Origin of the sequence: Massilia sp. DJPM01 (assembly GCF_030348125.1) — a bacterium.
Taxonomy (GTDB): domain Bacteria; phylum Pseudomonadota; class Gammaproteobacteria; order Burkholderiales; family Burkholderiaceae_D; genus Telluria_A; species Telluria_A frigida.
In genome coordinates this window covers 30310-54951 of the sequence record NZ_JAQOZV010000043.1, presented here as the reverse complement: position 1 = coordinate 54951, position 24642 = coordinate 30310, and the positions used below count along the sequence as shown (strand labels likewise).

The 24642-nt window shown below is 66.8% G+C and carries 23 protein-coding genes; 14 read left to right on the top strand and 9 right to left on the bottom strand.

What is annotated here, in order from left to right; genetic code table 11:
* The first annotated feature begins 3 nt into the window (after nt 1–3).
* The 7 genes from PO883_RS23920 to PO883_RS23890 are packed head-to-tail and all read left to right on the top strand — an operon-like array spanning nt 4 to nt 6756.
* Nucleotides 4–1050, top strand: a complete 1047-nt coding sequence (locus PO883_RS23920) for a hypothetical protein (RefSeq protein ID WP_289311979.1) — start codon at nt 4–6, stop codon at nt 1048–1050.
* Nucleotides 1047–2414 carry an aspartate aminotransferase family protein gene (locus tag PO883_RS23915; protein ID WP_289311978.1) on the top strand — a complete coding sequence of 456 codons (1368 nt, stop codon included), beginning with the start codon at nt 1047–1049 and terminating at the stop codon, nt 2412–2414. Before PO883_RS23920 ends, PO883_RS23915 begins: the two co-directional genes overlap by 4 nt.
* On the top strand, nt 2402–3439 hold the full coding sequence (locus PO883_RS23910) for a radical SAM protein (protein ID WP_167086618.1): 1038 nt from the start codon (nt 2402–2404) through the stop codon (nt 3437–3439). Before PO883_RS23915 ends, PO883_RS23910 begins: the two co-directional genes overlap by 13 nt.
* Nucleotides 3440–3459: 20 nt before the next feature.
* Nucleotides 3460–4227: an SDR family oxidoreductase gene (locus PO883_RS23905; protein WP_289311977.1), complete on the top strand. Its 768-nt coding sequence runs from the start codon at nt 3460–3462 to the stop codon at nt 4225–4227.
* Nucleotides 4227–5525: an aspartate aminotransferase family protein gene (locus PO883_RS23900; RefSeq protein ID WP_289311976.1), complete on the top strand. Its 1299-nt coding sequence runs from the start codon at nt 4227–4229 to the stop codon at nt 5523–5525. The genes PO883_RS23905 and PO883_RS23900 overlap by 1 nt, the downstream gene beginning before the upstream one ends.
* Nucleotides 5522–6223, top strand: coding sequence for an SDR family NAD(P)-dependent oxidoreductase (locus tag PO883_RS23895; protein WP_289311975.1), 702 nt, complete (start codon nt 5522–5524; stop codon nt 6221–6223). Before PO883_RS23900 ends, PO883_RS23895 begins: the two co-directional genes overlap by 4 nt.
* Nucleotides 6220–6756, top strand: coding sequence for a hypothetical protein (locus PO883_RS23890; protein WP_289311974.1), 537 nt, complete (start codon nt 6220–6222; stop codon nt 6754–6756). Before PO883_RS23895 ends, PO883_RS23890 begins: the two co-directional genes overlap by 4 nt.
* On the opposite strand, the gene PO883_RS23885 is transcribed toward PO883_RS23890, so the two are convergent.
* From PO883_RS23885 to PO883_RS23865, 5 genes are all read right to left on the bottom strand, one after another.
* Nucleotides 6749–7753, bottom strand: a complete 1005-nt coding sequence (locus PO883_RS23885; protein ID WP_289311973.1) for a lysylphosphatidylglycerol synthase transmembrane domain-containing protein — start codon at nt 7751–7753, stop codon at nt 6749–6751. The two genes, PO883_RS23890 and PO883_RS23885, sit on opposite strands and share 8 nt — an antisense overlap.
* Entirely contained in the window at nt 7750–8415 is a 666-nt protein-coding gene (locus tag PO883_RS23880) for a zinc dependent phospholipase C family protein (protein ID WP_289311972.1), read from the bottom strand. The genes PO883_RS23885 and PO883_RS23880 overlap by 4 nt, the downstream gene beginning before the upstream one ends.
* Nucleotides 8412–8582 carry a hypothetical protein gene (locus PO883_RS23875; RefSeq protein WP_289311971.1) on the bottom strand — a complete coding sequence of 57 codons (171 nt, stop codon included), beginning with the start codon at nt 8580–8582 and terminating at the stop codon, nt 8412–8414. The genes PO883_RS23880 and PO883_RS23875 overlap by 4 nt, the downstream gene beginning before the upstream one ends.
* Nucleotides 8579–10030 carry a radical SAM protein gene (locus PO883_RS23870; RefSeq protein ID WP_289311970.1) on the bottom strand — a complete coding sequence of 484 codons (1452 nt, stop codon included), beginning with the start codon at nt 10028–10030 and terminating at the stop codon, nt 8579–8581. Before PO883_RS23870 ends, PO883_RS23875 begins: the two co-directional genes overlap by 4 nt.
* A 93-nt stretch (nt 10031–10123) precedes the next feature.
* Nucleotides 10124–10441: a metalloregulator ArsR/SmtB family transcription factor gene (locus PO883_RS23865; RefSeq protein ID WP_289311969.1), complete on the bottom strand. Its 318-nt coding sequence runs from the start codon at nt 10439–10441 to the stop codon at nt 10124–10126.
* Between the two features lie 138 nt (nt 10442–10579).
* Here PO883_RS23865 and PO883_RS23860 point away from each other — a divergent pair, with 138 nt between their 5' ends.
* Together PO883_RS23860 and ubiG are read left to right on the top strand one after the other, a co-directional pair.
* Complete coding sequence (locus tag PO883_RS23860; RefSeq protein WP_289311968.1) at nt 10580–10960, top strand: DUF393 domain-containing protein; 381 nt, start codon at nt 10580–10582, stop codon at nt 10958–10960.
* Between the two features lie 31 nt (nt 10961–10991).
* On the top strand, nt 10992–11714 hold the full coding sequence (gene ubiG, locus PO883_RS23855; RefSeq protein WP_289311967.1) for a bifunctional 2-polyprenyl-6-hydroxyphenol methylase/3-demethylubiquinol 3-O-methyltransferase UbiG: 723 nt from the start codon (nt 10992–10994) through the stop codon (nt 11712–11714).
* 9 nt (nt 11715–11723) lie between these two features.
* Here ubiG and PO883_RS23850 read toward each other — a convergent pair whose 3' ends face one another.
* A complete protein-coding gene (locus PO883_RS23850) occupies nt 11724–12539 on the bottom strand; it encodes an alpha/beta hydrolase (RefSeq protein ID WP_289311966.1) in 816 nt (271 codons plus the stop codon).
* A 160-nt stretch (nt 12540–12699) separates the two neighbouring features.
* Between PO883_RS23850 and PO883_RS23845 the strand changes: the two genes are divergently transcribed.
* Nucleotides 12700–13134, top strand: a complete 435-nt coding sequence (locus tag PO883_RS23845) for a hypothetical protein (RefSeq protein WP_289311965.1) — start codon at nt 12700–12702, stop codon at nt 13132–13134.
* 10 nt (nt 13135–13144) lie between these two features.
* Here PO883_RS23845 and PO883_RS23840 read toward each other — a convergent pair whose 3' ends face one another.
* The 3 genes from PO883_RS23840 to PO883_RS23830 all read right to left on the bottom strand — a co-directional run bounded on the left by PO883_RS23840 (nt 13145) and on the right by PO883_RS23830 (nt 15835).
* Nucleotides 13145–14416, bottom strand: coding sequence for a hypothetical protein (locus PO883_RS23840; RefSeq protein WP_289311964.1), 1272 nt, complete (start codon nt 14414–14416; stop codon nt 13145–13147).
* Nucleotides 14417–14653: 237 nt separating this feature from the next.
* A complete protein-coding gene (locus tag PO883_RS23835) occupies nt 14654–15187 on the bottom strand; it encodes a hypothetical protein (RefSeq protein WP_289311963.1) in 534 nt (177 codons plus the stop codon).
* 12 nt (nt 15188–15199) lie between these two features.
* The gene (locus PO883_RS23830) at nt 15200–15835 is read right to left on the bottom strand and encodes a cache domain-containing protein (protein ID WP_289311962.1); all 636 of its coding nucleotides are present in this window, start codon (nt 15833–15835) and stop codon (nt 15200–15202) included.
* A 290-nt stretch (nt 15836–16125) separates the two neighbouring features.
* Between PO883_RS23830 and PO883_RS23825 the strand changes: the two genes are divergently transcribed.
* The 4 genes from PO883_RS23825 to PO883_RS23810 are packed head-to-tail and all read left to right on the top strand — an operon-like array spanning nt 16126 to nt 24633.
* On the top strand, nt 16126–17694 hold the full coding sequence (locus PO883_RS23825) for a DUF2138 family protein (protein ID WP_289311961.1): 1569 nt from the start codon (nt 16126–16128) through the stop codon (nt 17692–17694).
* Complete coding sequence (locus PO883_RS23820; RefSeq protein WP_289311960.1) at nt 17694–18359, top strand: DUF1175 family protein; 666 nt, start codon at nt 17694–17696, stop codon at nt 18357–18359. The genes PO883_RS23825 and PO883_RS23820 overlap by 1 nt, the downstream gene beginning before the upstream one ends.
* Nucleotides 18356–22945: an alpha-2-macroglobulin gene (locus PO883_RS23815; protein ID WP_289311959.1), complete on the top strand. Its 4590-nt coding sequence runs from the start codon at nt 18356–18358 to the stop codon at nt 22943–22945. The genes PO883_RS23820 and PO883_RS23815 overlap by 4 nt, the downstream gene beginning before the upstream one ends.
* Nucleotides 22945–24633, top strand: a complete 1689-nt coding sequence (locus PO883_RS23810; protein ID WP_289311958.1) for a DUF2300 domain-containing protein — start codon at nt 22945–22947, stop codon at nt 24631–24633. The genes PO883_RS23815 and PO883_RS23810 overlap by 1 nt, the downstream gene beginning before the upstream one ends.
* Nucleotides 24634–24642 lie beyond the last annotated feature (9 nt).

Here is a 24642-nt window from a genome sequence, read left to right as displayed (position 1 = left end):
GCGATGACACGCTGGATCGGCGGCCCGCTGTTCGATGCCTGCTTCTTTTTCGGCAGTGGCGTCGTCGCGCTGTTGGCGGGCTTGCTGATGCTGGCCGCGCCCGTCACCGTGCTGCCCATGTGGTTCGCCTGGATCTGGCTGGTGGAAGGCCCGCATCTGCTGGCCACGTGGCAGCGCACTTATCTCGATGCCGGCTTCCGGCGCGAGCGTGGCCGCCTGCTGTGGACCAGCCTTGCCTGGCTGCTGCCCGGCCCCGTTTTGCTGGGCGTATCGTGGATCAGCGGCCGCCCCGAGCCTTTTTTGCTGTTCCTCGGCGCTGTGGCGCTGTGGTCCTTCCATCACGGGGTGCGCCAGCACCACGGCATCTTGTCGGTATACCAGCGCCTTGGCGACGCCGATGCCGCCGCCCGCAAGGCCGACAAGCTTCTGCTGCACAGTATCCTGTGGGTGGCCTTCGGCCTGCTCGCGCTGGTGCATCCGGCCAATGTCGACCTGGCGGCGCGTGTATCGTGGGGTGCGCACGCCATTACTGCGCTGGCCATGCTGCTGGCGATGGCCGTGGTGTGGTGGGCGGCGCTGCTGGTGCGGCGCTGGCGCAGCGGCAGCGCCGTCCTGCCAGGAATATTCGGCCTTGTGGTGGCTGTGGGAACAACCCTGTTCTCGCTGTTTGCGGTCGGCCTGCGCGAGCCGCTGCTGGCCAATCCGCTCACGACCGAACAGGTGTTCATGGCCGCGACCATCGTCGGTGGAACGCTGCATGGCTTGCAGTACATCGGCATTGTCATCGCCACCGAGCGCCGGCGCGCGCGCTCCGGCATGGCGGCGCGATGGGTGTACGCCATCATGCTGGCCGCCTCGCTGCTGTACGTCGCCTTGAACCTGGCGCGCGGCGGGGCGCCGGTGGGTGCGGCGCCCGGATCGGCATCCGCACAGGTGTTCCTGGCGCTGTACTGGGGCCTGTTCTGCCACCACTTCTGGCTGGATCAAAAAATCTGGCGGCCCTCGTCGGATGCGCGCCTGCGCGCCGAACTCGGACTGGAAACCGCATGAAGCAGAGCGAACACCCGGTCTCGCAAACGTACGCGAAGTACATCAATCCATCCTTCATCCAGTTGCTGGGCGTGCTCGGTTACGGGCGCGTGTTCACGCGCGCCAGCGATGTCTGGCTGTGGGACAGCGAGGGACGGCGCTACCTGGACTGCCTGGCCGGTTTCGGGTCGGTGAACCTGGGCCACAATCACCCGGCGCTGATCGCGCGCCTGCACCAGTTGCTGGACGAACAGGTGCTGCACTTCTGCCACACCGGGCCGGCCGCCGGTGCGGCCGCGCTGGCCGAGGCGCTCGCGAAGCGGCTCGCCGCACCGCTGGAAATGAGCCTGTTCGCCAGCAGCGGGGCCGAGGCGGTGGAAGCGGGGCTCAAGCTGGCGCGCGCCGCCACCGGGCGCAGCGACTTCGTTTCGTGCGACGGCGGCTTTCATGGCACCACGCTCGGCACCTTGTCGGTGATGGGCGCCGAGCGCCTGCGCCAGCCCTTCGAGCCGCTGCTGGCCGGCTGCCACCGTATCCCTTTCGGCGACCTGGAAGCGCTGGAGCGCATTCTCAAGACGCACAAACCGGCCGCGTTCCTGGTCGAGCCGCTACAGGCGGAAGGTGGCGTAATCCTGCCGCCGCCCGGCTATCTGCGCGCCGCGCAGGACCTGTGCCGCGCGCGCGGCACGCTGCTCGTCCTCGACGAAATCCAGACCGGCCTTGGCCGCACCGGCACCTTGTTCGCGCATCAGGCGGAAGATGTCGTGCCCGATGTGCTATGCCTCGCCAAGGCGTTGTCGGGCGGGCTGGCCGCCATTTCGGTGGCCGTGACATCGCGCGCGCTGTTCGACAAGGCGTATGGTGGCGCGGGGCGCTTCGATCTGCACAGTTCCACCTACCAGGGCAACGCGCTGGCCTGCGCCGCTGCCCTGAAGACGCTGGAGCTGATCGACGACGAGGATCTCGTCGCACGCAGTGCCCTGCGCGGCGCGCGCCTGCTGGACGGGCTGCGCGAGCGCCTGCGCGGGCACCCGCTGGTCAAGGAAATTCGCGGGCGTGGCCTGCTGGTCGGGATCGAGTTCGGCCCCACCGGCAGCTCCTGGCTCGACAAGCTGGCGCCGTCGCTGGTGGACAAGGTCTCCGAAGGCATGTTTGGCCAGTGGGTCGCGGTCAGGCTGCTGGAAGCGGGCATCCTGGCGCAGCCCGCGTCATCGCGCTGGAACGTGCTGCGGCTCGAACCACCGCTGACCATCGGCGACGAAGAAATCGATTCGGTGGTGGAGGCGGTCGGCACGATCCTCGACGACTATCGCGGCATCGCGCCCATCGTGGCGGACGTCACGCGCCGGGCTGGCGCGCAATGGAGGGGTGGATGGCAATTCTGAAAGGACCGGGCCTCGTCGCACGCACCAGCCGCGACCTGCGCTTCATGGGTGGCATCCTGCGCAAGCAGCCGTTCCAGGTTCTGGTGCAGGTCACCAATCGTTGCAATATGCGCTGCTCGTTCTGCGGCTTCTGGCCGAACGGTGTCGCCCCGCGCCTCGAATTGACGGTCGCCGACTACCAGCGCGTGGCGGCCGAACTGGCGCGGATCGGCACCTTCCTGGTGTCGGTCGAAGGCGGCGAGCCGCTGCTGCGGCCGGACATCATCGAGATCGTGCGCGCTTTTGGCGAGCGCCATGCGCCGGTCCTGTATACCAATGGCTGGTTTGTCGACGACGCCAAGGCGGCGGGACTGTTCGCGGCCGGCGTGGCGCAGGTCGGCGTATCGATCGACTTTGCAGACGCGGCGCGCCACGACCAGAAACGAAGGCTGGATGGCGCTTTCGACCAGGCCTGGCGCGCCGTGGACACCCTGCTGGCGCATGCACCCCATGGCGGCAAGCAGGTGCATGTGATGACGATCCTGATGAAGGAAAACCAGGATGACGTTGAAAAGCTGCTGCAAATGAGCGCGGCGCGCGGCGTCGGCCACTGCGTCACCTTGCTCTCGACCGACGGCTTCAGGCGCGGCAAGAGCGAGGAGGACCAGCTCCCGGACGCCTCGCTCAGCGCCAAAATGCTCGACCTGTGGCAGCGCTATCCGCATCTGCGCACCTTCCGCGACTACCTCGAACGCATGGATGCCTTCGTCGAACGCGGCCCCATGCCAGCCTGCCACGCCGGCGAGCAGTCTTTTAACATCGACCATCTCGGCAACGTATCGCCCTGCATCGAACGCATCGACTCGGTGGTCGGCAACGTGCGCGACGAACCGCTGGCGCAGATTGTCACCCGCATGCGGGGGCTCGATTCGGTAGCGCGCTGCCAGGATTGCTGGACCCTGTGCCGCGGCTTCACGCAGGCGTTGGGGCAAGGCTCGACTCTGCGCTCGCTGACGGACCTCTCCACGCGCATGCGCTCCCAATGAACCATGAAACGGACCATCCTGTGATTGACTCCGATACGTCCGCGCCGCCCTTGCGGCTGGCGGGAAAACGCTGCCTCGTGACCGGCGGCTCGCGCAACCTTGGCCGCGCCATCTGCCTGGCCTTCGCCGCCGCCGGCGCGCGCGTGGCGTTCACCTATGTCAAGGACGACGAACAGGTCGAAGTCACGCGCGCCATGTTGCGCGAACTGGGTGTCGAACCGTTGGTGTTCAAGGGATCGGTCACCGATGCGGCGCATGCCAGGAGCACCGTCAACGCCATCGTCGCCGAATGGGAAGGGCTGGACATCCTCGTCAACAACGCCGGCGTGATGCAGGTACTGCCAATCGCCTTGCTGGAAGAGGATGACTGGGACCTGGTGCTCGATACCTGCCTCAAAGGTGCGTACATCTTCTCGCGCGCCGCGCTGCGGCCGATGCTGAGGGCAAAGAAGGGGCACATCCTCAATATCGGGTCGATTGCCGGCGAGCGGATCGTCGAGTCGCCCGTGCATTACGCGGCGGCCAAGGCCGGGCTGCAAGGCTTTACCCGTGCGCTGGCCAAGGAAGTAGGGCGCTACGGGATCGCTGTCAATGACCTGTCGGCCGGCCTGCTTGAAGCGGGCATGGGCCAGCAGGCGCCCCAGTACCGGCTGGACGACTACACCACGCACTGCCCGCTGGGGCGTACCGCCACGCTCGACGAAACCGCCGCCTTTGTCACCTGGCTGGTGTCGGACGAGAACAGCTTCATGAGCGGCGCGCGCCTGACCTTCGATGGAGGATTGTGATGGACGCGCTGCTGCATCGGGGCTACGATGATTTCCGCGCCTTCGTCAATCCGCTCGTCTCGATGCGCGCGACATTGAGCAGCGAGCCTTACCTGCTCGAACGGGTGGAGCAGGGGCGCCTGATCGATGCCGACGGCAAGCACTACACCGACCTGCTGGCCGGTTGGGGTACGCAAGCCTTCGGGCATCGTCCGCCGGCCATCGAGGCGGCGTTGATGGCGTTCCTGAACGGCAGCGCGCCCTCGTTCTACCCGTCCGGCATCAGCCCGTATGCGGGATTGCTGGCCAGCCGCCTGCATCAGCAAACCGGATACGATGCGGCGTTTTTCGCCAGCGGCGGCACCGAGGCGGTGGAAGCGGCGCTCAAGCTGGTGCGCGGCGCCACTGGCAGGCCGCGCATCGCCTGCATCCAGGGCGCTTACCACGGCTGCACCTTCGGCAGCGTGGCGATGATGCAGGCGGGCCCGTACCGCGACATCTTCGGGCCGCACCTGCCGATGGTCGATGCGCTGCCGTTCGGCGACATCGACGCGCTGGAAAAAGCCCTGGCCGATCCGTCGCTGGCCGCCATCGTGCTCGAACCGATCCAGGTCGAAGCGGGCGTGCGCCTGCCCGATGCGGCTTGGCTGGCGCGCTTGTGCCATGGCACGGGCGAGCGGGGCGTGCTGCTGGTGGCCGACGAAATCCAGACCGGTCTTGGACGCCCCGGCCGCTTTTTGTCGAGCGAGGACTGGCCGCGCCGGCCCGACGTGGTCACGCTCGGCAAGGCGCTGGGCGGCGGCCTGATGCCGCTGTCGGTGATGCTCACGCGCCGTGCGATTTTTGATGGCGTGTACGGCAAGTTCGCGCTGGCCGAGGCGCACGCATCCACCTTCAGCGGCAATGCACTGGCCTGCGTGGCGGGGCTGGCGGTGCTCGACCTGCTGGATGACGCGATGCTGGCCGAGGTGCGGCGCAAGGGCCGCCTGCTGCGCGACGCGCTCGACGAATGGGTGGCGCCGTCGCCATTGGTCAAGGCGATCCGTGGCGAAGGCCTGATGCTGGGCATCGAACTCGACGCCCCGGATCATCCGTGCTACCAGTTCGACTACCTTGGCGTGCCCGAACTGGCCTCGCAGCCGGCCATCGGCATGCTGCTGGTGCACCGGCTGTACAAGGCCGGCTTCATTGCGCAGATCTGCGGCCACGCATGGCAGGTGCTGCGCGTGCAGCCATCTTTTACGATATCCGACGACGAACTGCTGGCATGCGTGCATGCGCTGCGCGACGCGCTCGACTTCCTGTGGGACCTTCAATGAAGCGCGTACTTGTACTGGGCGGCAGCGGCGCCCTGGGTTCGGCCCTGCTGCGCGAGTTCAAGCGCAGCGGCGCCGACGTGGTGTTCACGTACTGCGGCAACGCGCAGGCTGCCGCCGCCATCGGCGAGGAGCTCGGTTTCCCGGCCTACGCCGCCGATTTCGCGCAGGCCGACGCCATTGAAGCGCTGTTCGATGCGCTCGCGCGCGACGCCCGCCTGCCCGACGTGGTGGTCCACTGCGCCGGCGTGGCGCCGCTTGCGCTGGTCGGCGCCGTGACGGCGGCTGCCTGGGACGCGGTGCATGCCGTGCATGGGCGCGCCGCTCTGCTATGCGCCCAGCAGATGGAGCAGCGCGGCCTGCGTGGCGCACTGGTACTGGTGGCCGCCCTCGACGGCTTGCAGCCGGTGCCCGCGCCCGCGCATTACGCGGCCAGCCAGGCGGCCCTGTGGGGCCTGACCATGGCGCTGGCCAAGGAACTCGGCCCCAAGGGCATCCTGGTCAATCTCGCGGTGGTGGGCGTGCTCGATGGCGGCATCGCGGCGGCGCTCGACCCCAAGCTGCGCGAATCGTACCGGCGCTACTCGGCGCTGGGGCGCACCGGCACCTGCATCGAGGCCGCGCGCGGCCTGCGCTGGCTCGCCCTGGAAAACACCTACTTGAACGGCGCCCAGTTTCCGCTCACGGGCGGGCTGGGATGAACCGTGCCGGCGGCGTCTGCTTGCTGCTGTTGCTGGCGATCCTGGCGCTGCAGAAGACGCAGGAGGGGCTCGCGCCCGAACTGCTGTGGATGTGCCACGTCACCAGCGCGATGCTGGCGCTCGGCCTGGTCGCCAATCTCGCGCCGCTGATCGTCACCGGTTTCCTGTGCCAGGCGGCCATCGCCTTGCCGGCCTACGTGCTGCATGTGGCGACCAGCGGCCACACATCGGTCGCCTCGTTCATGCTGCATGTGTGCGCGCCGGCGCTCGGTGCGATGGCGTGGTGGGGCAAGCGCGTGCCGGCCGCGATTCCATGGGTCGCGCTGGCGGCTTACCAGTTGCTGATCGCGTTCAGCCAGGCATTCACGCCCGAGAGCCTGAATGTCAATCTCGCTTTCCGCCCGTGGGACCCGTTGGTAACGTTCATCCCGTGGGGCTGGCCGGTGCGGGCGCTGAACCTGGCGCTGATGCTCGCGCAGCTGGTCGCGGCGCGCTGGCTGTGGAATCGCTACCTGGCGAAAACGGCTAGCTGAACACCTTGGGCAGCTTCCATGCGCCGGCACGGTGGAATTCGCGCGCCAGCACCGCCGCGCCGGGCACGGCCACCAGATACCAGCACAGGACCCGCAAGGTCACGCTCACCGCCATGCCCTGGGGTGTCAAGGCCGGATCGAGCATGTAGCTGGTTGCCACTTCGGCCACGCCGATTGCGCCCGGTACCGGCGCCAGGTAGGCGACCATCAGGCTGGTCGAAAAGATCGTCAGCGCTTGCAGCCAGTTCAGACTGAAGCCGAAATGGGTGGCCAGCAGCCAGCCGATGGTCACGTAGGTGAGCAGGAAAACGACTGACGCAAGGTGGCACACCAGATGCTGCACGTCGGTCGACTTGCCGATGGCGGAAATCGCGTGCGCGCTCTGGCCGATACCGAGCAGGATTTTCTGCCACAGGCTGCCGTCCTTCATCGTGCTGGCGCGCCGTCCGGTCCAGCGCATCACCGGCCCGGGGAAGAACGCCATCAGCGCGAGCAGCAGGGCAATGCCCAGCAGCGGCGCGGTCAGCAGCGGCAAGCCCACCTGCAAGGCGGCCGGCAGCGGGATGGCGTGGCCGAAGGTCAGGGTGACGCACGACACCAGGCAAATCCACAAGGTCATGTAAATGCTTTTGCTGACTGACGCCGCCAGCGCCTGCGGCATCGGCACGCCCTGGCGGGTAAGCATGAACATCATGGCCGGCGTATGCAGTTCGGCGCTGGGCGTGAGGCTGGTGACGAAGTAGCTGACGCACGTCAGCTTCAGGCCCTGCGCGAAACGCAGCGGATGGCCGAGCACCGCGAGCATGCTGCGCAGGCGTATCCAGTCAAGCATGTAGAACAGGCAGGTCAGCGCCGCGAGGCCCAGCCAGAGGGGCAGGGGAATGGTGAAGATCAGGGCCAGCACGCCACCCAGGCTGGCGCCGCTGGCATGCGAAAAGAAGCGTGCGGTCAGGTAGACGGTCAGCGCGAACAGGAGGGCGAACAGGATTTTTTTCAAGAGGGACGTGTCGCTTCGAGAAACTGCAGGTAGACCGCCGCCAGGTGGCCGGCGGCAGTGGGGATGATCTGTTCCGCCTGGGCAGCGAACTCGGTGCGCGTCAGCGAGCGGCGCAGGCCCACGCGCTTGAGCAGGCGCCCCCAGTGATGGTTGGTGCGGTCCGGCGTGAAGCGGCGCGTGAATGCGGCCAGGCCGGCGGCGGCGCCGCGCACGCTGCCGTACTGGCGCGGCACGTCGAACGGCAGCGCCGCCAGGTGCGGGGCGTTGGCCTCGACGTACCACTCGTAGCCGTCGGTCAGGTGCGCCACACGGCTGGCGTGGACCGGGCAGGCCATGTCGATTACCAGGTGCGAGGCCATCCCCAATTGTACGAAGGCGCGCGCGTGCTGGCCGTTGCGCCACGCCGCCACGGCGCGGTCGAAACAGGCCTGTGCCTTTGCCGGCGCGCTGGCGGTCAAGAACGGGATAAAGCCGCCACCGAGATAGCGGCCGGAGAAGTGGCTCAGCGACCAGTGTTCCCATATTTTTTTGCGGCGCGGCAGGTAGACCACGTCTTCACGGATCGCGCCCAGCACCAGCGCATCGCGGAAGCGGTTAAACATCGGGTCGTCCAGCTTGCGCACGGCAAGGCCGATCACCAGTTGCAGACCGTTGTATCTCATCGCTCCTCTGTCGCCGCGGCCTGGTAGCGCGCCAGCAGGGCAAGCAGTTCGCCGTAGTGGCGCTGGCCGCCGTGGTCGATGCAGAACTGCGCGGCGTGCGCGAGGAAGCGGGGAATGGCTTCCTGCGGCAGGTCGAGCGCGCGCAGGATGTCCTGTTCGTCGCTCATGCCACGCTCAACCTGCCGCTGCCCAGCGTGGCGACCGGCGCGCCCGGAGCCACGGAAAAGCGGGTGTCGCGGTCGCGGTAAAGGATGTTGTAGGCGCACGAGGGGACGTTGCGCCCGTCCGGTTCGCGGATACCCACGCAACACTGGCGAATGCGGTCGGTGTCGAAGGTTTCTTCGTCCATGTGCGAATGGACGTAGATCGCCTTGGAGCTTTGCTCGCCGATGCGCATGCGCTGTTCGGTCGACAGGCCGGGGCCGAACATGCGCGCCAGCAGGCCCTTGAGCGTGGCCAGCACCAGGTCACTGTCGGGGCAATCGATCTCGCCGGCCCACAGGCGCGTGATCACGTCTTGCAGCCGCAGTTCCACCTGCGGCGTCGGTTCCAGGTACAGTGTGCCGGTCAGCAGCGCGCGCAGGTCGGCGCGCTCCATGAAGCGGGTGAAGGGCAGCCAGCGCCCGTCGTCCAGGCGCAGCATGTAGGTGATCAGGTAGCACATCGGATGGCTCGACGGCGAGGGCACGAAGTCGCTGATGCGCAGCGCGCCGTCGGTCTGCTGTTCGAGGTCGGCCAGCACGTCGTAGGTGGTGTAGCGCCCGCGCCGGTCGAAGCGCGATCCGCCCTGGCCGGTGAAGGTCATCGTGTGCAGTTCGACGCTGCGGATGAAGTCCTTTTCCAGCGCGAGCTTCACGAAGGCGCCCACTTCATGGTCGTTGCTGCCGCGCGCGAGCACCGGCAGCAGGGTGGTATCGACCTTGTATTTTTCGAGCAGGGCCAGTACCCGCATCTTCGCCTGGTAGAAATTCCCGCCCAACATGTCGATATTGGTCCCCGGCGTGAACGAGTCGAACGACAGCACGATGCGTGCGTCCAGCGCGGCCAGGCGTTCGAGCAGCCATTCGTCCTTGAGAAAGCGCAGGCCGTGGGTCGAGATGGTGATGCGGTTGATGCCTTCGGCGTGGCACAGTTCCACCAGCCGTTCAAAGTCCGGGTGCTGGGTCGGCTCGCCGCCGGTCAGGTTGATCATGCGGTTGCTCGGATCGGCGCGCCGCATGTGCCCGAGGATGGCGCGCAGCTGGTCCTGCGACATGTGGAACGCGCCTTCGTTGCGGTTATGCGTGTAGCAAATCGGGCAATCGAGGTTGCAGGCCGAGGTAATCGGCACGATCGGCAGCAGCACCTGCTGTTCGTGGCTGGTGCAGGGGCCGCAGTCGAACGGGCAGCCCTGGCTGGCTGGCGCCGCACCGGCGGGCGGGGTGAGGACCGGCGGTTCGTCCATCATGGCGTCGTACCAGGCCGCGTTGGACGAGACGATGACTTCTTCGGCGCCGTGCTGCGGGCAGCGCTTGCGCATGACGATGCGCCCCGCGCTGCGCCAGATGGTGGCGTCGATGCTGCGTTTGCAGGTCGAACACAGGCTTGTCGTTCCTCGTACCAGTTCGTCGCTCATTGAGATCCACTTGGCAAATGCCGGACCAGTCCGGGTGTGCCGTGATTGTAATGGCAACGCCGCAAATCGCAAAGCCGCGCATGGCGGCGCAGTTCATGCCTTGGGCGCCTTCTTGCGCGCCAGCGCGCGGCTCTCCTGCTTCAGCTCTTGCGAGACCGGGCAGACCGCCTGCATGAACGAGGCCAGGGTATTGGCCAGGTTGTCGCCCTGCAGGCGGTAGAACACGAATTGCCCGCGCTTGTCGCTGGCGATCAGGCCCGCCGTTTCGAGAATGCGCAGGTGCTTCGACAGGGACGGCTTGGTCATCTCGAAGCGCGACGCGATGTCGCCGGCCGTCAGCTCCGTTTCGGAGAGGTAGGCCAGGATTTTGCGGCGCGGCGTGGAGGCCAGGGCGGCGAAGATTTGATCCATGATGTGCTGCTCGCTTGCTGGAGGATGAGGCGCCATGATACACCACGATTTCCTAATTAGATAATTAGATATTTAGCCAGTTAGCTAAATATGGTGCATAATCGCCGCACCGACCAACTTTGCGATTGCGAGATCACCATGCAAGCTCCCGAGCCGCCGGCATCCGAGCCGGCTGTCGTCTACTACAACAGCGCCTGCCCGGTGTGCGATGCCGGCGTGCGCGGCCAGCGCGAACGCATGCGGGGCTGCGCCATCGAGTGGCGCGATGTGCACGCCGAACCCGAACTGGCGGCGCAGTTGGGCATCGATATCGAGCAGTTGCGCGAGCGCCTCCATGTGCGCGACGCCAGCGGGCGCATGCTCTCCGGCGACCGGGCCTTTGCCGCGCTGTGGGCCGCCACGCCCGGGCAGCGCTGGCTGGCGCCTCTGGTGCGGTCCATGCACTGGCTGGCAGGCCCGCTGTACAAGCTGCTCGCGCGCCTGCTGTACCGCTGGAACCGCCGGCGCGGGCACTGGTAATCCCTTTCTACTTACTTGACGGATCACGATCATGTACATACCAACTTCCGAGCTTCATCCGAACGCCGACCCGGCCGAACTGGCGCGCTTCAACAAGCTGGCCGCGCGCTGGTGGGACGAACAGTCCGAGTTCAAGCCGCTGCACCGCATCAATCCGCACCGGCTGGCATGGATCGATTCCCTGTGCCGCCTGGCGGGCAAGCAGGTGCTCGACGTCGGCTGCGGCGGCGGCATCCTGGCCGAATCGATGGCGCGCCATGGCGCCGAGGTCACCGGCATCGACCTGGCGGACAAGCCCTTGCAGATCGCGCGCTGGCACGCGCAGGGCCGGGAGGTCGATGTGCGCTATGCCTACAGCAGCGCCGAGGCCTGGGCGACCGGTCACGCAGGGCAGTACGACGTCGTCACCTGCATGGAGATGCTGGAACACGTGCCGCAGCCGTCGGCCGTGATCGACGCTTGCGCGGCACTGGTCAAGCCGGGCGGCTGGGTGTTTTTTTCGACGATCAACCGCAACCCGCTCAGTTATCTGCTGGCGATCGTGGGTGTGGAATACGTGCTGCGTATTCTGCCGGTTGGCACGCACCAGTACAGGCGCCTGATCAAGCCGGCGGAACTGGCCGGCATGGCGCGCGACGCTGGCCTCGTGCAGACGGACCAGCGCGGCCTGGGCTACAACCCGCTGACGCAGCGCTTTCGCCTGCATGGTTTTCTCGGCGTCGGCTATTTGCTGGCGATGCAAAAAGCGGCGTGAGGACAAGCTTCATTCGCCGGATGGCAGCAGCGGCGCCGCCATGACCGCCCAGCCGTCCTGCCAGCAGCATGCGTGGCCGAAACCGGGAACCACCGTCACGCGCGGCCTGGCGCCGGCCGGAAAGCGTGCCGCGTACGACGCCAGCACGGCGGGCGGTACGATGTCGTCATCGGCGCCTACCCAGTGCTGCTGCGGCACGCGCGCCAGTTGCGCGGCGTAGTCGGCCGGATTGAGCGAGGCGGCCAGCGGCGACAGGTGCTGGATGCGCGCCCAGGCGGCCGTGTCCAGGTTGGCGGCCACTGTCAGCAGCAGGGCCACGTCGGCACGCCGCGCGGCCAGCAGCGCGGCCACGGCGCCGCCACCGGAATACCCCACCAGGACCAGGCGCTGTGCGCCGGCCCGCTGCATCAGCTGGTCGAGCGCGGCGTTCATGCTGTCGATGACTTGTGGGCTGTAGCGCGCATCGGTCCACACCGCGCTGCGGCATGCGGCGGGCAGGGCGCCCGCCTGGAACTGGCATGGCCGCGCCAGATACGCCACCGCGCCGCCGGGATGGCGCAGCGCCAGGTGCAGGGCCACCGGCTGCACCGGCGTCGGATCGGGCGAGACGGTGCTCGCGCCCAGCCACGCCAGGCCGTCGCCCTCCACGTACACCGTCAGCGTCGCTGCGCGCTGCGGCGCCGGGCTCCAGCTGGCGAGGGCAAAAGCGCCTGCCGGGAGCGTGCTGCGTTCCCAGCCTGCCGCGCGCGCCAGTGCGTCGGCTTGCTGAAGGCGCAGCGAGGGATCGATGGCGCCACAGCCGGTCAGCAGACCGACCAGCAGCATGCCTGTCCGCCTGCGGTCAATGATATGATCGAATAGCATTGGGTCGCCATGTTTGAATACTTGATGGTCGATTATTGTCGGAACAGGACCGCATTGCCAAGTTTTAAATGTGCCGTTTCAGGGATTGATCGGGCCGGCCTGCCACCATGAATGAGCGAGTATGACGACTCCAGAGAATCCCTACACACCGCCAGCATCGATGCCGGCCCGCCGCGTTTCCTCGCGCATGCGCCAGTGTGGGTATGCGCTGGGACTGCTGGTTGCGGCGCACCTGCTGGCGGCGATCATGTACGGCAGCGACTACGTGGCGCTGGCGTCTACCGGTGCGGTATCGAGCATCAATCTGTTTGCGAGTACGGCGGCAGGCCTTTGCCTGTATATCGGTACCCTGCGGCTGCTGCGGCTGCTGCGGGAGGGTGGGGGTGGCCGGTTTTTTTTCATCGTTGCCGTGGGAGGATTCGTGATGTCGCTGCGCGGCTGGTGGGCGTTCGGCGACGCCTCCATGCTTGTCATCAGCGGCATCGGACTGGCGGCCGCCGGCGCCTGGCTTGCTCACCTTTCGCAGCAACAGCTGCGCGACGCGGAACTGCGCTGACCGGCATCGGTCAGGGCTGTTCGTGCACGAGTTTGCGCAGGTCTTCCAGCGCGTCGAAGCGGCACTCGGCGGCAATGTGCGGCGGCAGGCGGTGCCATTCCTGTAGTTTTTCGACTGCACGCCGGCGGCAAATGGCGCACGGGTTGGTGCGGTAGACCCATTCGGCAACGCCGGCCAGTGCGGGTGAATCGGCACTGTTGCAGACGTCAATGGCGCAGGTCCCGAGATAGTGCGCCTCGTCTCCATCGACCGTCTGCCGTTCCAGCGCGGCCAGGATCAGCGTTTCGTCACCGGGCTGATAATTGTTCTTGAATAGGTCGAGTTCTTCGGCGTAGTCGCTCGAAAAGCCCGGGGCGCCGACGCGTTCAAGCGCCAGTTCGCGTACGCGCGGGTCGCTTGTGTGGGACAGTGCCACGGCTGCCGCGTTGCGTACATCGGCCGCACTGTGGCAGGCCAGTGCCCAGACGCATTCGTCCAGGCGCGGCAGTTGCCTTCGTCTGAACGCGCATAACAATTTTTCACACGCTTCCGGCTCGCTCTCGATGCGCAGACGGTCGAGGATGCGGTTCAGGTCATCTTCGCTTGCCCAGCGGCCAAACTGCATGAATCGTCCTCGTCCGCCCGACTTGCTTGTAGCGGCGGCCAGGATCGTGTCGAGCGGATTGTCTTGCATGAACGCGTCGCCGCGCCGCCTTGCGCTTGCGGCCGGGTCTTCCTTCGACCAGTCAGGTCGATTGCTGCTGGCGATCCTTTCCGCTTCCTCCTTGGCAACATAGGCGGCAACCGCCTCATCGCCTGCCGCGATCCGCTTGAGTTCGGCAAAAACCTCGTCGAACGGGAATGGATCATCAACCAGGTAATCCAGGGGATCGACCCACGCCTCGGGATCTTGCTGGAGGACTTTGCCCAGGCGTCGCGCGATCTCGACGATGGCGGGAAGCCCGTCGAGGTTTCTGATGGGCCCGGCACCGAGCACGCGGTCGGCCGAGAACGTCTGTCCCCACACGTGCGCGCGCAGGGCGGTGGCGGCCTCAAGGTCGCCATCGCGTGCCATCAGGCTGGCCAGCGCGCGTTGTTGATCGCCATCGACGTCATCGGTACTGGATATCATGGCCGTCAGGATCGGCGCGGCGAAGCGGGGATATGCTGGCGTCCCCTTGTACAGGCTGTACAACCAGGCGGCGCGGCTGCCCTCGCACTGGCTGTCGTAGGTCTGGTTTTCGAGACAGGCGGCCAGCACCAGGTCTTCCACGCCGTCCAGGCCGTGCTCTTGTACATGCATGGCCGCGGTGCCACGGCCATGCCGCAGGGCGACGGCAAGCGCGTCGCGGCTGAGTTTTGTCGGTTGAATAGGGCGCTCCGGGAAGTTGGCAGGCGGGCTGCATGCATCGGCCATTGTAGGTGATGCGTCCCCGCGAGCGCCGATGTGAATGCGGCGTGGTGTGCCGGGGCGTCCGCCGCACGGTCGGGGAAGCGTGCTTCCCGTCGCCTGTAACGGACGCGTTGCTACCTCCTTGGCTTATTTGGGGGCCGGGCAGGAGCCATAGTTGACCGACTGCTTCGACGGATAGGCCGCAACAGGACCGATTCCATTGGTCACATCACTGATGGTGATGTTAGTCCAGCTCACGCTTTCCAGCACCAGTGACATCGAGTCCGGGCATGGGTTTTTGGCCGGTTTTGGCACTTTGAGCGTGATGCAGGCGGATACCTCGCCGTGCTTGCCGGGCGCGTACGTGGCCGACGTGGCAACGGTTTGCTTGACGACCGTATCCTTGCCCGGAGGGCAGTTGCCGCCGTGATTGCGGCAGGCGTAGGATGCCACCACCGATGCCTTGGCGGTGTAGGTGACGGCTTTGTTTTTCAGGTTAATTTCTTTGAAGCAGACTTTCACGTCGCCGTTTTTCGGATCGATCGACGAGGTGACCTTCCCCGAGAACTGAGGTTTGGGCTGAGGCTGGGGATAGGGATTGGCTTGCGCCGTTCCGAACGCGCAGACGAGCGTTCCGCATACGGCCAGCGTGCGTGCGTAATGATTGACGATGAAATCCATGGTGTTGTTCCCTTAAAAGTCCAGGTGTGAATGCCGCTTGACGGCTACCGCGCGCACACGTTTCCCTCGCTCAATCGAGCTGCCAGACCGCCAGTGCGCGCTTTCAGGGTAGGCCGCTGGAGCGGCAGAACGTTGTCCGGTCGCAGACCATGGGGTTGACGGCGGCGGCATGCCGCCATGCTGGAATTGCCGCGCCTGCTTGATGTACACCCCGCCGCACACGACCACGTCTTCGTACGGTTGGCAATACATGGCCTTGGGTTCGGTCTTCTTGCTCAGGGGATTGGTGAACTTGTACTCTTGCCAGAACGGCGCATTTTTCTTGGCCAACTCGATGCGTGCACGCACGAATTCCTTGCCATCGAGATCCTGGCTTTCCATGAGATTGCGGGTGAGCATGTTGAGATTGGCGCCGTGTGCGCGCACCACGCCGTTGCTGCCGTACACGGTGATGTAGAGGTCGCGGTCGGTGAAGGGACCATCCTTGCGGTTGATCCCGATGTGTTTTTTTTCCTGCCGATGGTCTTGATGTAGGCAACGGTCTTCTTCACCATCGCCTCCGCCTCCGCCTTGGTGACGAGCGGGTCGGCGGCAGCGGGCAGTGCAAAGGTCTTGCAGAAGATTAGCGGCAACAAGGTGCGCACGCACAAGGCTGGAAGGATGGACATGTCGACTTCCTGGAAAATGCGCCCCGGCGGCGTAAGGTTCACGCTGGCAGCCATGTGGCTGCGGCGGTACACTCGGCACTGCTAGTGGCCACACATCGCTCCCGCCGCGCCCGGGGACATCGACTCACGCCTTGTCGCTGAAAACGCACGACGCGGCGGAATCGGATCACCTTCCGGAATGTTTCCTTTCTTTCATGACATGAAAATGATACTCTTCGCTATTATGCGAAAAACATCATTTCGACTGCCGCCAGTCACCATCGACACACTATGAACAAGAAAAAGTTGGGAATCATCGCCGCCGGCCTGGCCGTGTGCGTGGCCGCCGTGGCCGGTTACGCCATGTTTGGCTGGAAACGCCTGCACCATGGCCAGGGCCTGCACCTGGACCTGTCGCAGCCCGATGCGCTGATCGTGACCAGGAGCCTGTCGTCGCTGCCGCGCGACCTGCTCGCCATCCCGCTGGCGCGCGACGTGCTGCGCGAAGACTTCGTGTTTTATTATGAGCAGAACGGCGACAAGCTGGGCCTGCAAGGCACCTTGCGCCGCATCGCCTACGAACATGAACTGGGCTGGGGCGACCAGATGATCCGCATGGTGCTCGACGAGCCGGCCGACGTGGCCCTGTGGCGCGAGGAAGACGGTTCGCTCAAATACTTCGCCATCGCCGTCTCGCGCAACAGCATGACGCGCATGCTCGAACAGGCCGGCAAGGTCGCGCTCAAGGACACGCAGATGAAGCTGGCCGGCGAGATCCGGGTCGATGGCGACAAGGTGCCGGTGTATGCGCTCAATTACGCCCACCAGCGCACCTTGCTGATCGCCGCGCGCGGCACGCGCATGGTGATCCTGTCCGATCCGGGCATGCTGTTCGGCGCCGACGGCAAGGCGGACGGCAAGGCCGAAACGACGCTGGCCGGCCTGCTCGCCGCCGATCCGAAGAAGCAGCAAGTGTTGCGCCAGCAGTTCCATCTCGACGCCCAGCCTGGCGATGGGCACAGCGTGGCGGTCAAGGCCGACGTGCTGGCGTTCGGCTATCAGCCTTTCTTCGGTGCGCTGGACGCGCTGCGCTTCGATTTCAGCAAAGGCCAGTGGCAGACGCGCGCGCTGGTCGATGCCGGCAAGCTGGCCGCCGGTGGCTACGACAACCGCGCCCTGTGGCCGGTCCTGCCGCACAATCCTGCCGCCTGCTTCGCCTTGCCAGCCAACTGGGCAGAAATGAAGCCGGTGCTGGGTGACGTCGACGCTTCCGCGCTGACCGAACAACTGAGCGGCCCGGCCGCGGTCTGCTGGTATGGCAGCTCGCGCCTGTACACGCCGCTGGTGGTAGCGACCCGCAAGCCTGGCGGCAGCGATGAACCCTACGGCGCGCTGTTCAAGGCTGCCATCGGCAACAAGAAAAGCGGCGCGGTGGAGAAGTCGGCCGGCCCGAATGGCGCCACCCTGTGGCAGCGCGAAGTCGCCACCGGCATTGGCGCGCAGCATCCGACGCTGGCGGTCAGCGGCCAGACCGTGCTGTTTTCGCCCGACCGCAAGCTGGTCGAGCAGGCGCTGGCGGTGAGCCGCAAGCAGGCGCCGGCGATTGGCGACCGCCTGAACGACCCATCGCGCACGGTAGGCCTGATCGCGCCCGCGTCGCTGGCGGAATTGATCCGCAAGGAAGCCTTCGATGCACTGCCGTCCGCGCGCGAGCCGGTACTGCGCGCCGCCGCCGACGCGCACCTGGTGCCGCGCCTGAACGCGCTCAAGAAATATCCGCCGTACCGGCTGGTGCTCAAGTCGCTGCCCGCCAGCGGCATGGGCTGGCAACCGGTCGAATGGCAGGCGCTGGAGAAGTGATGTCGCCGACTCGCCGCCACCTGCTTGCCCTTGCCGCCGGCAGCGCCGTACTGCCCTGGGCGCGCGCGCTCACCGGCGCGCCGGCGCCCGATATGCCGGCGCGACTGTCGAAGGCGCAGAGCCGCGCCTTCCAGGCCTGGATGCTGCGCATCGTGAACGCCCAGATGGAGCAGGGCCCGTCGCCGCGCTGGCAGCACCGCGACTGCGCGGGCCTGGTGCGCTTTGCCGTGAACGAAGCGCTGACCGTGCACGACGCCAAATGGATGCGCGCCAACGGCATCGGCAGCGATGGCCAGCTGCCGCCCGAACTCGAACTCACGCCGGCCCAGCAAGCCTTGCGCAACCGCTGGGTGCAGACCGGCGGCACGGTCGGGCACTACGTCTCGGCCATCGGCCTGGTTCAAAACAACAGTCGCTTCATCGGACGCGACCTGAATCAGGCGCAGCCGGGCGACCTGCTGTTCTTCGACCAGGGCGACGAGCACCACCTGATGGTGTGGATGGGAGCGCGCATCGCCTACCACACCGGCACTGTCACACCGAACGACAACGGACTGCGTACCGTTGATGTCCCACAACTCAAAACCTGGAAGGACACGCGGTGGCAACCAGCGGTCGACAATCCCAACTTTGCCGGCATGTTCCGGCTGGCGTTTTTAACATGAACAATCCAATCACACGCGCCCTGGCGCTGCTGGTGCTGGTGTGCGGCCTGCTGCCCGCGCTCGCGCCGGCCCAGGAAACCGACGCGGCCGATACCGCAGCCAAGCCGGCCGGCGACAGCGCCGCGCCAGGGGGGAGCAACTACAGCACCTTCAAGGGCGAGCCATTTTTCCTGCTGTCCGACGCGGCCTATGGCAGCGGCGACGTGGCCAAGGTGCGCCTGGAAGTGCCGGGGCGCGACTACGCGCGCTCGAACCTGGAGCAGTACGGCGGCGTCGACGTGCTGTTGTACCGCGTGCCCGAACCGCTCGAATTCCTGAAAAAGCAGCGCAACCTGCACCGCGTGCAGGTCAATGGCAATTACAAGGGCGAGGGCTTGCTCAATACCCTGAGCATGCTGTGGGACCGCTGGTGGAAGCAGTCGCGCATGGCTTGGCGCAAGCTGTTCTCGAACGACGCGCGCACCGCCGTCACCAGCGCCCAGCCCAAGCTGGCCACCAGCGACGCGATCACGCGCCCGGTGGCGTTCCGCCAGCAGCCGCAGTACGAGCCGCTCAAGGGCTACGACCTGGTCGACCGCTTCCGCTATCCGGTCTGGAAGGCGCAGATCATCACGCCGCCGGCCGGCTTGAAGATGGAAGGTTCGAGCAGCGAGTTCACCACCAGCAGCGCCGGCAATGTGATGATCCCGATCGGCCAGCGCAAGCCCGGCCTGTACCTGGTCGAGGCGATCATCGGCGAACATCGCGCCACCACGCTGGTGTTCGTGTCCGACACGATGGCGATCACCAAGGTGTCGGCCAGCCAGATGCTGGTGTGGGCCGCGCGCCGCGATAACGGCGCGGCGGTCGCCGACGTCGACGTCACCTGGACCGACGGCAGCGGCGTGCTGCAATCGGGCCGCACGGGCGCCAACGGCGTCGTCTCGCTCGATCGCGGCAGCCCCGAACACACGTATGTGATGGGCGAAGACCGCAGCGGCGGCGTGTTCGTGTCCGAGAATTTTTACTACGACAGCGAAATCTACAACACCAAGGTGTACGCCGTCACCGATCGCCCGCTGTACCGGCCGGGCGATGAAGTGAACGTCAAGTTCATCGGCCGCGAATTCACGGGAGCGCGCGCGTCGCAGGCAGCGGCCAGCGCGCCGCTGTCGCTCACGGTGTTCGATCCGAACGGCACGCCGCTGCTCACGCAGGCGCTGCAACTGAGTGGCGAGACCGGCAGCGACACCCGCTTCCGCCTGCCGGACAACGCCGGTGCCGGCGGCTACGAGCTGCGTTTCACTTACCGCGACACCCAGTACGGCGCGGCCTTCCGCGTGGCCGACTACGTCAAGCCGCACTTCGAGATCAACCTGGTTCCGGCCAAGGCCGACTTCAAGACCGGCGAGGACGTCAAGGGCCGCATCGAGCTGCGCTATCCGGACGGCACGCCGGTCGCCAAGGCCAGCCTGTCGCTGACCCTGCGCGCCCAGAAAAACGCCATGGTCGAAGGCGAATTGCGCTACAGCGGCGCGTTCCCGGTCGAACTGAAAACCCAGGAACTGGTCAGCGACGGCAAGGGCAATGTCGACTTCGTGCTGCCGCAGGCCAAGGACCCGTCGCGCTACATCCTCACCGTGCTGGCGTCGGACGGCGCTGCCTACCGCGTCAGGAGTACGACCGAACTGATGATCGAACGCTCTGCGAGCCAGTACACGCTCAAGGCGCAGCGCCGCTTTTCAAGCCCTGGCGAGACGGTGCGCTTCGACGTGGCGGCGGACGGCAGCGCCGGCGCCAAGCCGGTACGCTGGGAGATGATCCAGCTCGAAAGGCAGACCAGGACGGAAGGCAGCTTCGACGCCTCCAAGCCGACCTGGGACGTCAACTTCCCCGCATCCGGCTCGTATCAACTGAGCCTGCGCGACGCCCAGAACAAGCTGGTGGGCGGTACCAGCCACTGGGTCAGCGGCCAGGGCCTGGCCGCCACGCCGGGCAGCATCGAGATCGTGCTTGACCATGAACGCTACCGCGCCGGCGACACCGCCGAAGCGCTGATCACCTTTGCCGACCCGGTCGAGCAGGCCTTGCTGACGCTGGAGCGCGACAAGGTCGAACAGGTCGGTCTATTGAGCGCCGGCGCCGACTGGATCAAGCCGGTGCGCGTGGCGCCGAACCAGTGGCGCGTGCGCATTCCGGTCAAGGACGACTACGGCCCGAACATCACGTTCTCGGTGGCGTACACGCGCAAGGGCGACTTCGTGTTCCAGAACGCCGGCATCCAGATCGTCGAACCGCGCATCGCGCTGCAGTTCAAGACCGACAAGGAAGTCTATCAACCGGGCGAGAAGGTCACCATCGACGTTACCGCGCAGATGGACGGCAAGCCGGTATCGACGCTGGTCACGCTCGGCGTGGTCGATGAAATGATCTATGTGCTGCAACCGGAAATCGCACCCGACATCGGTGACTTCTTCTATCACCCGCGCCGCAACAACGTGCGCACCACGGCCAGCCTGTCGTTCATCAGCTACGACCTGGCGGCCGGCCGCAGCGCCGGCGCTCCCGCGCGCCACAACTATAACGAGCGTGGCGTCAAAGTGCTGGAACGCCCGCGCCGCGACAACGTCGATACGGCCCTGTGGGCGCCCGCGCTCAAGACCGATGCGGAAGGGCGCGCGCGCGTCACCTTCACCATGCCCGACGCGCTGACGCGCTGGCGCATCACCGGCCGCGCGATGGATGCGCAGGGCCGGGTTGGCCAGCGCACTGCCTACCTGCGCTCGGACAAGAGCTTCTTCGCCAAATGGACCGCGCCTGACTGGATGCGGACCGGCGACGCGCCGCAGGCGTCCGTGGCGGTGTTCAACCAGACCGCCAGCGAACAGGCCATCGAAGTGACGCTCACCGCCGGCACGGTGGTCAAGACCGAGAAAATCACCGCCCGGCGCGGCGTGAACTACGTCCAGTTCCCGCTGGCGGCGAGCACTGGCCCGATGCGCCTGGAAGTCAAACAGGGCGGCAAGGTGGTCGACGCACTCGACACCGACGTGCAGGCGCTGCCTGCCGCGTGGAGCAGCCCGCGTACCCTGAGCGTGCCGCTGACCGGCGCCACGGTGCCGCTCAGCCTGCCGGCGGACGCGCGCAATATCCGCGTGTCGTTCGCCAGCGGCGCGGCCAGCCACTTCGCGCGCATCGCCGATGACCTGATCGAGTACCCGTACGGCTGCGTCGAGCAGACGTCGAGCCGCCTGATTCCGCTGGCGCTGGGATTGCAGAACCTCGGCCCCGAAGCCGGCCAGGTCCAGCTGCGTCTTCTGAACACCCTGCAGGCGCAGCGCCTGCGGCTGGTGTCGATGGCCGGTCCCGAAGCCCAATTCGGCTGGTGGGGCAACGCCACGGCCGGCAATTCGCTGATGACGGCGTACGCCTACTACGCCGACTGGTACGCCGCGCGCGCGCTGCGCATCGAGATGCCGCCCGAGCACTGGCAAGGCTTGCTGGCCATGTACGGCAAGGAAGGCCTGAAAGAGCCGGTGCTGCACCGCGCGCTGACCCTGTGGCTGGCGCAGGAAATGGGCTTGCCGGTCAAGACCCTCGCTTCCGGCCTGGCCGACGAACTGGCCAAGACGAAGCTCGACGCCAAGGCGGCCGCGCTGGCCCCGACCAGCAGCATGCTGTTGACGGCGGAAAGCGGCAATTCGCAGGCGCTGACGCTGGCGCTGCTGTCGGTCGTCGCCACCAACGACGGGGTGGCCATGCCGCCCGAATTGCAGGAGCGGATCGGCGCCGCCTGGACCACGCTGCGCGCCAATCCGGCGCCGCTGGCGCAAGCCTTGCTGATGCTGGGCGGGCAACTGCCGGCCAGCCAGGCCGACGCGGTGCTGGGCGCGGTGAGCGCCGACATGGCGACCCTGGACCGTGCACTGACCTTGGTATGGGTGCAGAAGAAGCTGGGCGGCCCGCCGGCGGCGAAGGATGCCGGCGTGGCCTTGAGCGGCACCTGGCAAAAGAGCGCCAGCCCGCTCGGCCAGGCGCTGTTCCGCTGGCAGCCGGCCAAGGGCGCACCAAACCAGCTGCAATTGGCCGAGGCGCCGCCGGCCAACACCGTCGCCATCATCCAGTACGAAAGCCGCGCCGCCGAAGCGCATACGCTGCCGGTGAAGATCGAACGGCGTCTGATGCGCATGGAGCAGAAAGACAAGGACTTCACGCCGGTGCCGGTCAAGAACGGCGAAGCCCTGCGCACCGACGCGCTGTACATGGATGAAATCACGCTCACCCCCGCCGCCGGCGCCAAATACCGTTACGGTTTGCTGGAAGTGGCGCTGCCGCCCGGGGCCTCGGTCGAAGCGACCACCTGGGGCATGACGCTCGCCGGCGAAAAGAAGACAGCGCTGGAAGCTGCGCGCCACGAGTCGCGGCGCGAAGGCTATGTGGTGCCGGTCGAACCGCTGGCCGAACCGCTCAAGGTGCGCCACCTGCTGCGCTTCGCGCAAAAAGGCAGTTACGTGCTGCCGCCGGCGCGCTACTACCGCATGTACCAGCCCGAGAACAAGGCGCTGGAAGGCGAGGGCAAGACCATGCGCACGCTGCAGGTCGAGTAATGCTGTCACGCGGCCTGGCTCTGGTGCTCGCGATGTCGGTGCCGCTGGTGCAGGCGGCCACGCTCGACGTGGCGTGGTGGCGCGACGGCCAGCTCACCGCGCTTCAGCTGGACGAGCATGGCGCGAGCCGCCGTGCCGCCTTCGACGGCGCGCGCCAGGTTCCGCTGGGCAGCCTGTGGAAGCTGTTTGTGTATGTGTACGCGATCGACAAAAAGGTAGCGACGCCCGACTACACCTGCGGCGGTCAAAAGAACGAGGAAGTGTATTGCTGCGCCGCCGGCAAAAGCATCGGGCGCGACCTGGCGCTGGCGCAGTCGTGCGGCCTGTTCTTTTCGCCGGCGCGGCTGATGCTCACGCGCCGCCCGTGGCAGCAATACTGGAGCGAGGTGCTGGGACGCGCCCCTGCCGGAGAATACGCCTGGCTCGCCGATCCCGCGCAACTGGCACCGGAACGCCTGGTCAGCCTGCGCAGCCTGATGGTGGCGCTGGCAGCCATTCCGGCCGCCAGCCGGGCCGAGGCCGAGTCGGCGCTGCTGCACGTGGTGCTGGGTGCGCGCGGCGTCAACACGGCCAGCTGGTTCGGCAGCCGCCTGCGCGTGAAGACCTACTCGTGGCACCATCCGCAGCGCGCCAGCGAGCGGCTGGGCGGCGCGGGCGGCTGGCTGGCCGACGGCACGCCGCTCTGGTTCGGCGGCGCCGACACCAGTAGCCGCATCCTGGAAAAATGGGCGCCGCGCCTGGCCAATACCTTGCCGGCGGCGGCACCGCGCGCCGATGCGGGCTGCGTGGTAATCGACTATTTTGCGCGCTATCCGATCAAAAGCGTGGCGGCCGGGCGGACCGCCGCCGTGCCGGGACTGTTGAACGGACCTTACCAGGTGCGTTTCGAGAACGGCCGCAGCCTGGCGTTTTTCAGCCAGAACGACATGCTGCTGGCGCGCGACGCGCAGGGCCGCACGCGCCTGACGGGGCGCTTCGGCGTCAACGATTACGTGGCGCGCGTGATCGACCGCGAGGGCGGCACCGGCGCGCCGGAGGCGGCCAAGGCGCTGGCCGTGGCGGCGCGCACCTACCTGCAACAGAACGCGCAGTGGGCCGAGGGCTGCCAGCGCATTGCCGACAGTAGCGCGACGCAGCGCGTCAGTCCGCAGCCGGCCAGCGTGGAGGCGCGCGCCATCGCCAACTGGACCGACCAGCTGGTGCTGTCCGGGGTGAACGTGCGCTATCACGCCGATACGGCCTCGCAAGACACGATGGCGTGGAGCCAGGTCGTGGCGCAGGCGGGGCAGGGCCTGCGTTTCGACCAGATCCTGGCGTCGGCCTATCCGCGCGCCGACCTGACCACGCTCTCGGGCGGCGACTCGCAGCAGTGCGTGCGCCTGGCCGGTGCCGAAGCGTGGCTGGCGCGCGAACTACCGCAGTGGGAGCGCGTACTGCGCAAGGAAGCGGGCTACGAAAAGCCGTCTGCGCTGCCGGCGGTGTGCCAGCTGGCGCGCGGTACACCGTATTCGGAGCAGTCGCGCAACCGGATTTATGTGCGTGGCCTGGCCAGCCGCGAAGACCGCATCACCCTGGCGCACGAGTTCCTGCATCTGGGTCTGCGCAATCACCCGCGCGGGCAGGATGAAGCGCTGGTCGAACAGCTGGCGCGGCGCCTTGTCGATACTCGCCTCGAAATGAGTCAATGAATACTACGA

Excerpts from the sequence above, each read along its gene's own strand:
- PO883_RS23920 (WP_289311979.1), top strand. The coding sequence starts at position 4 with ATGACACGCTGGATCGGCGGCCCGCTGTTCGATGCCTGCTTCTTTTTC.
- PO883_RS23915 (WP_289311978.1), top strand. The coding sequence starts at position 1,047 with ATGAAGCAGAGCGAACACCCGGTCTCGCAAACGTACGCGAAGTACATC.
- PO883_RS23910 (WP_167086618.1), top strand. The coding sequence starts at position 2,402 with ATGGCAATTCTGAAAGGACCGGGCCTCGTCGCACGCACCAGCCGCGAC.
- PO883_RS23900 (WP_289311976.1), top strand. The coding sequence starts at position 4,227 with ATGGACGCGCTGCTGCATCGGGGCTACGATGATTTCCGCGCCTTCGTC.
- PO883_RS23895 (WP_289311975.1), top strand. The coding sequence starts at position 5,522 with ATGAAGCGCGTACTTGTACTGGGCGGCAGCGGCGCCCTGGGTTCGGCC.
- PO883_RS23890 (WP_289311974.1), top strand. The coding sequence starts at position 6,220 with ATGAACCGTGCCGGCGGCGTCTGCTTGCTGCTGTTGCTGGCGATCCTG.
- PO883_RS23880 (WP_289311972.1), bottom strand. The coding sequence starts at position 8,415 with ATGAGATACAACGGTCTGCAACTGGTGATCGGCCTTGCCGTGCGCAAG.
- PO883_RS23875 (WP_289311971.1), bottom strand. The coding sequence starts at position 8,582 with ATGAGCGACGAACAGGACATCCTGCGCGCGCTCGACCTGCCGCAGGAA.
- PO883_RS23870 (WP_289311970.1), bottom strand. The coding sequence starts at position 10,030 with ATGAGCGACGAACTGGTACGAGGAACGACAAGCCTGTGTTCGACCTGC.
- PO883_RS23865 (WP_289311969.1), bottom strand. The coding sequence starts at position 10,441 with ATGGATCAAATCTTCGCCGCCCTGGCCTCCACGCCGCGCCGCAAAATC.
- PO883_RS23860 (WP_289311968.1), top strand. The coding sequence starts at position 10,580 with ATGCAAGCTCCCGAGCCGCCGGCATCCGAGCCGGCTGTCGTCTACTAC.
- ubiG (WP_289311967.1), top strand. The coding sequence starts at position 10,992 with ATGTACATACCAACTTCCGAGCTTCATCCGAACGCCGACCCGGCCGAA.
- PO883_RS23850 (WP_289311966.1), bottom strand. The coding sequence starts at position 12,539 with ATGCTGCTGGTCGGTCTGCTGACCGGCTGTGGCGCCATCGATCCCTCG.
- PO883_RS23845 (WP_289311965.1), top strand. The coding sequence starts at position 12,700 with ATGACGACTCCAGAGAATCCCTACACACCGCCAGCATCGATGCCGGCC.
- PO883_RS23840 (WP_289311964.1), bottom strand. The coding sequence starts at position 14,416 with ATGCATGTACAAGAGCACGGCCTGGACGGCGTGGAAGACCTGGTGCTG.
- PO883_RS23835 (WP_289311963.1), bottom strand. The coding sequence starts at position 15,187 with ATGGATTTCATCGTCAATCATTACGCACGCACGCTGGCCGTATGCGGA.
- PO883_RS23825 (WP_289311961.1), top strand. The coding sequence starts at position 16,126 with ATGAACAAGAAAAAGTTGGGAATCATCGCCGCCGGCCTGGCCGTGTGC.
- PO883_RS23820 (WP_289311960.1), top strand. The coding sequence starts at position 17,694 with ATGTCGCCGACTCGCCGCCACCTGCTTGCCCTTGCCGCCGGCAGCGCC.
- PO883_RS23815 (WP_289311959.1), top strand. The coding sequence starts at position 18,356 with ATGAACAATCCAATCACACGCGCCCTGGCGCTGCTGGTGCTGGTGTGC.
- PO883_RS23810 (WP_289311958.1), top strand. The coding sequence starts at position 22,945 with ATGCTGTCACGCGGCCTGGCTCTGGTGCTCGCGATGTCGGTGCCGCTG.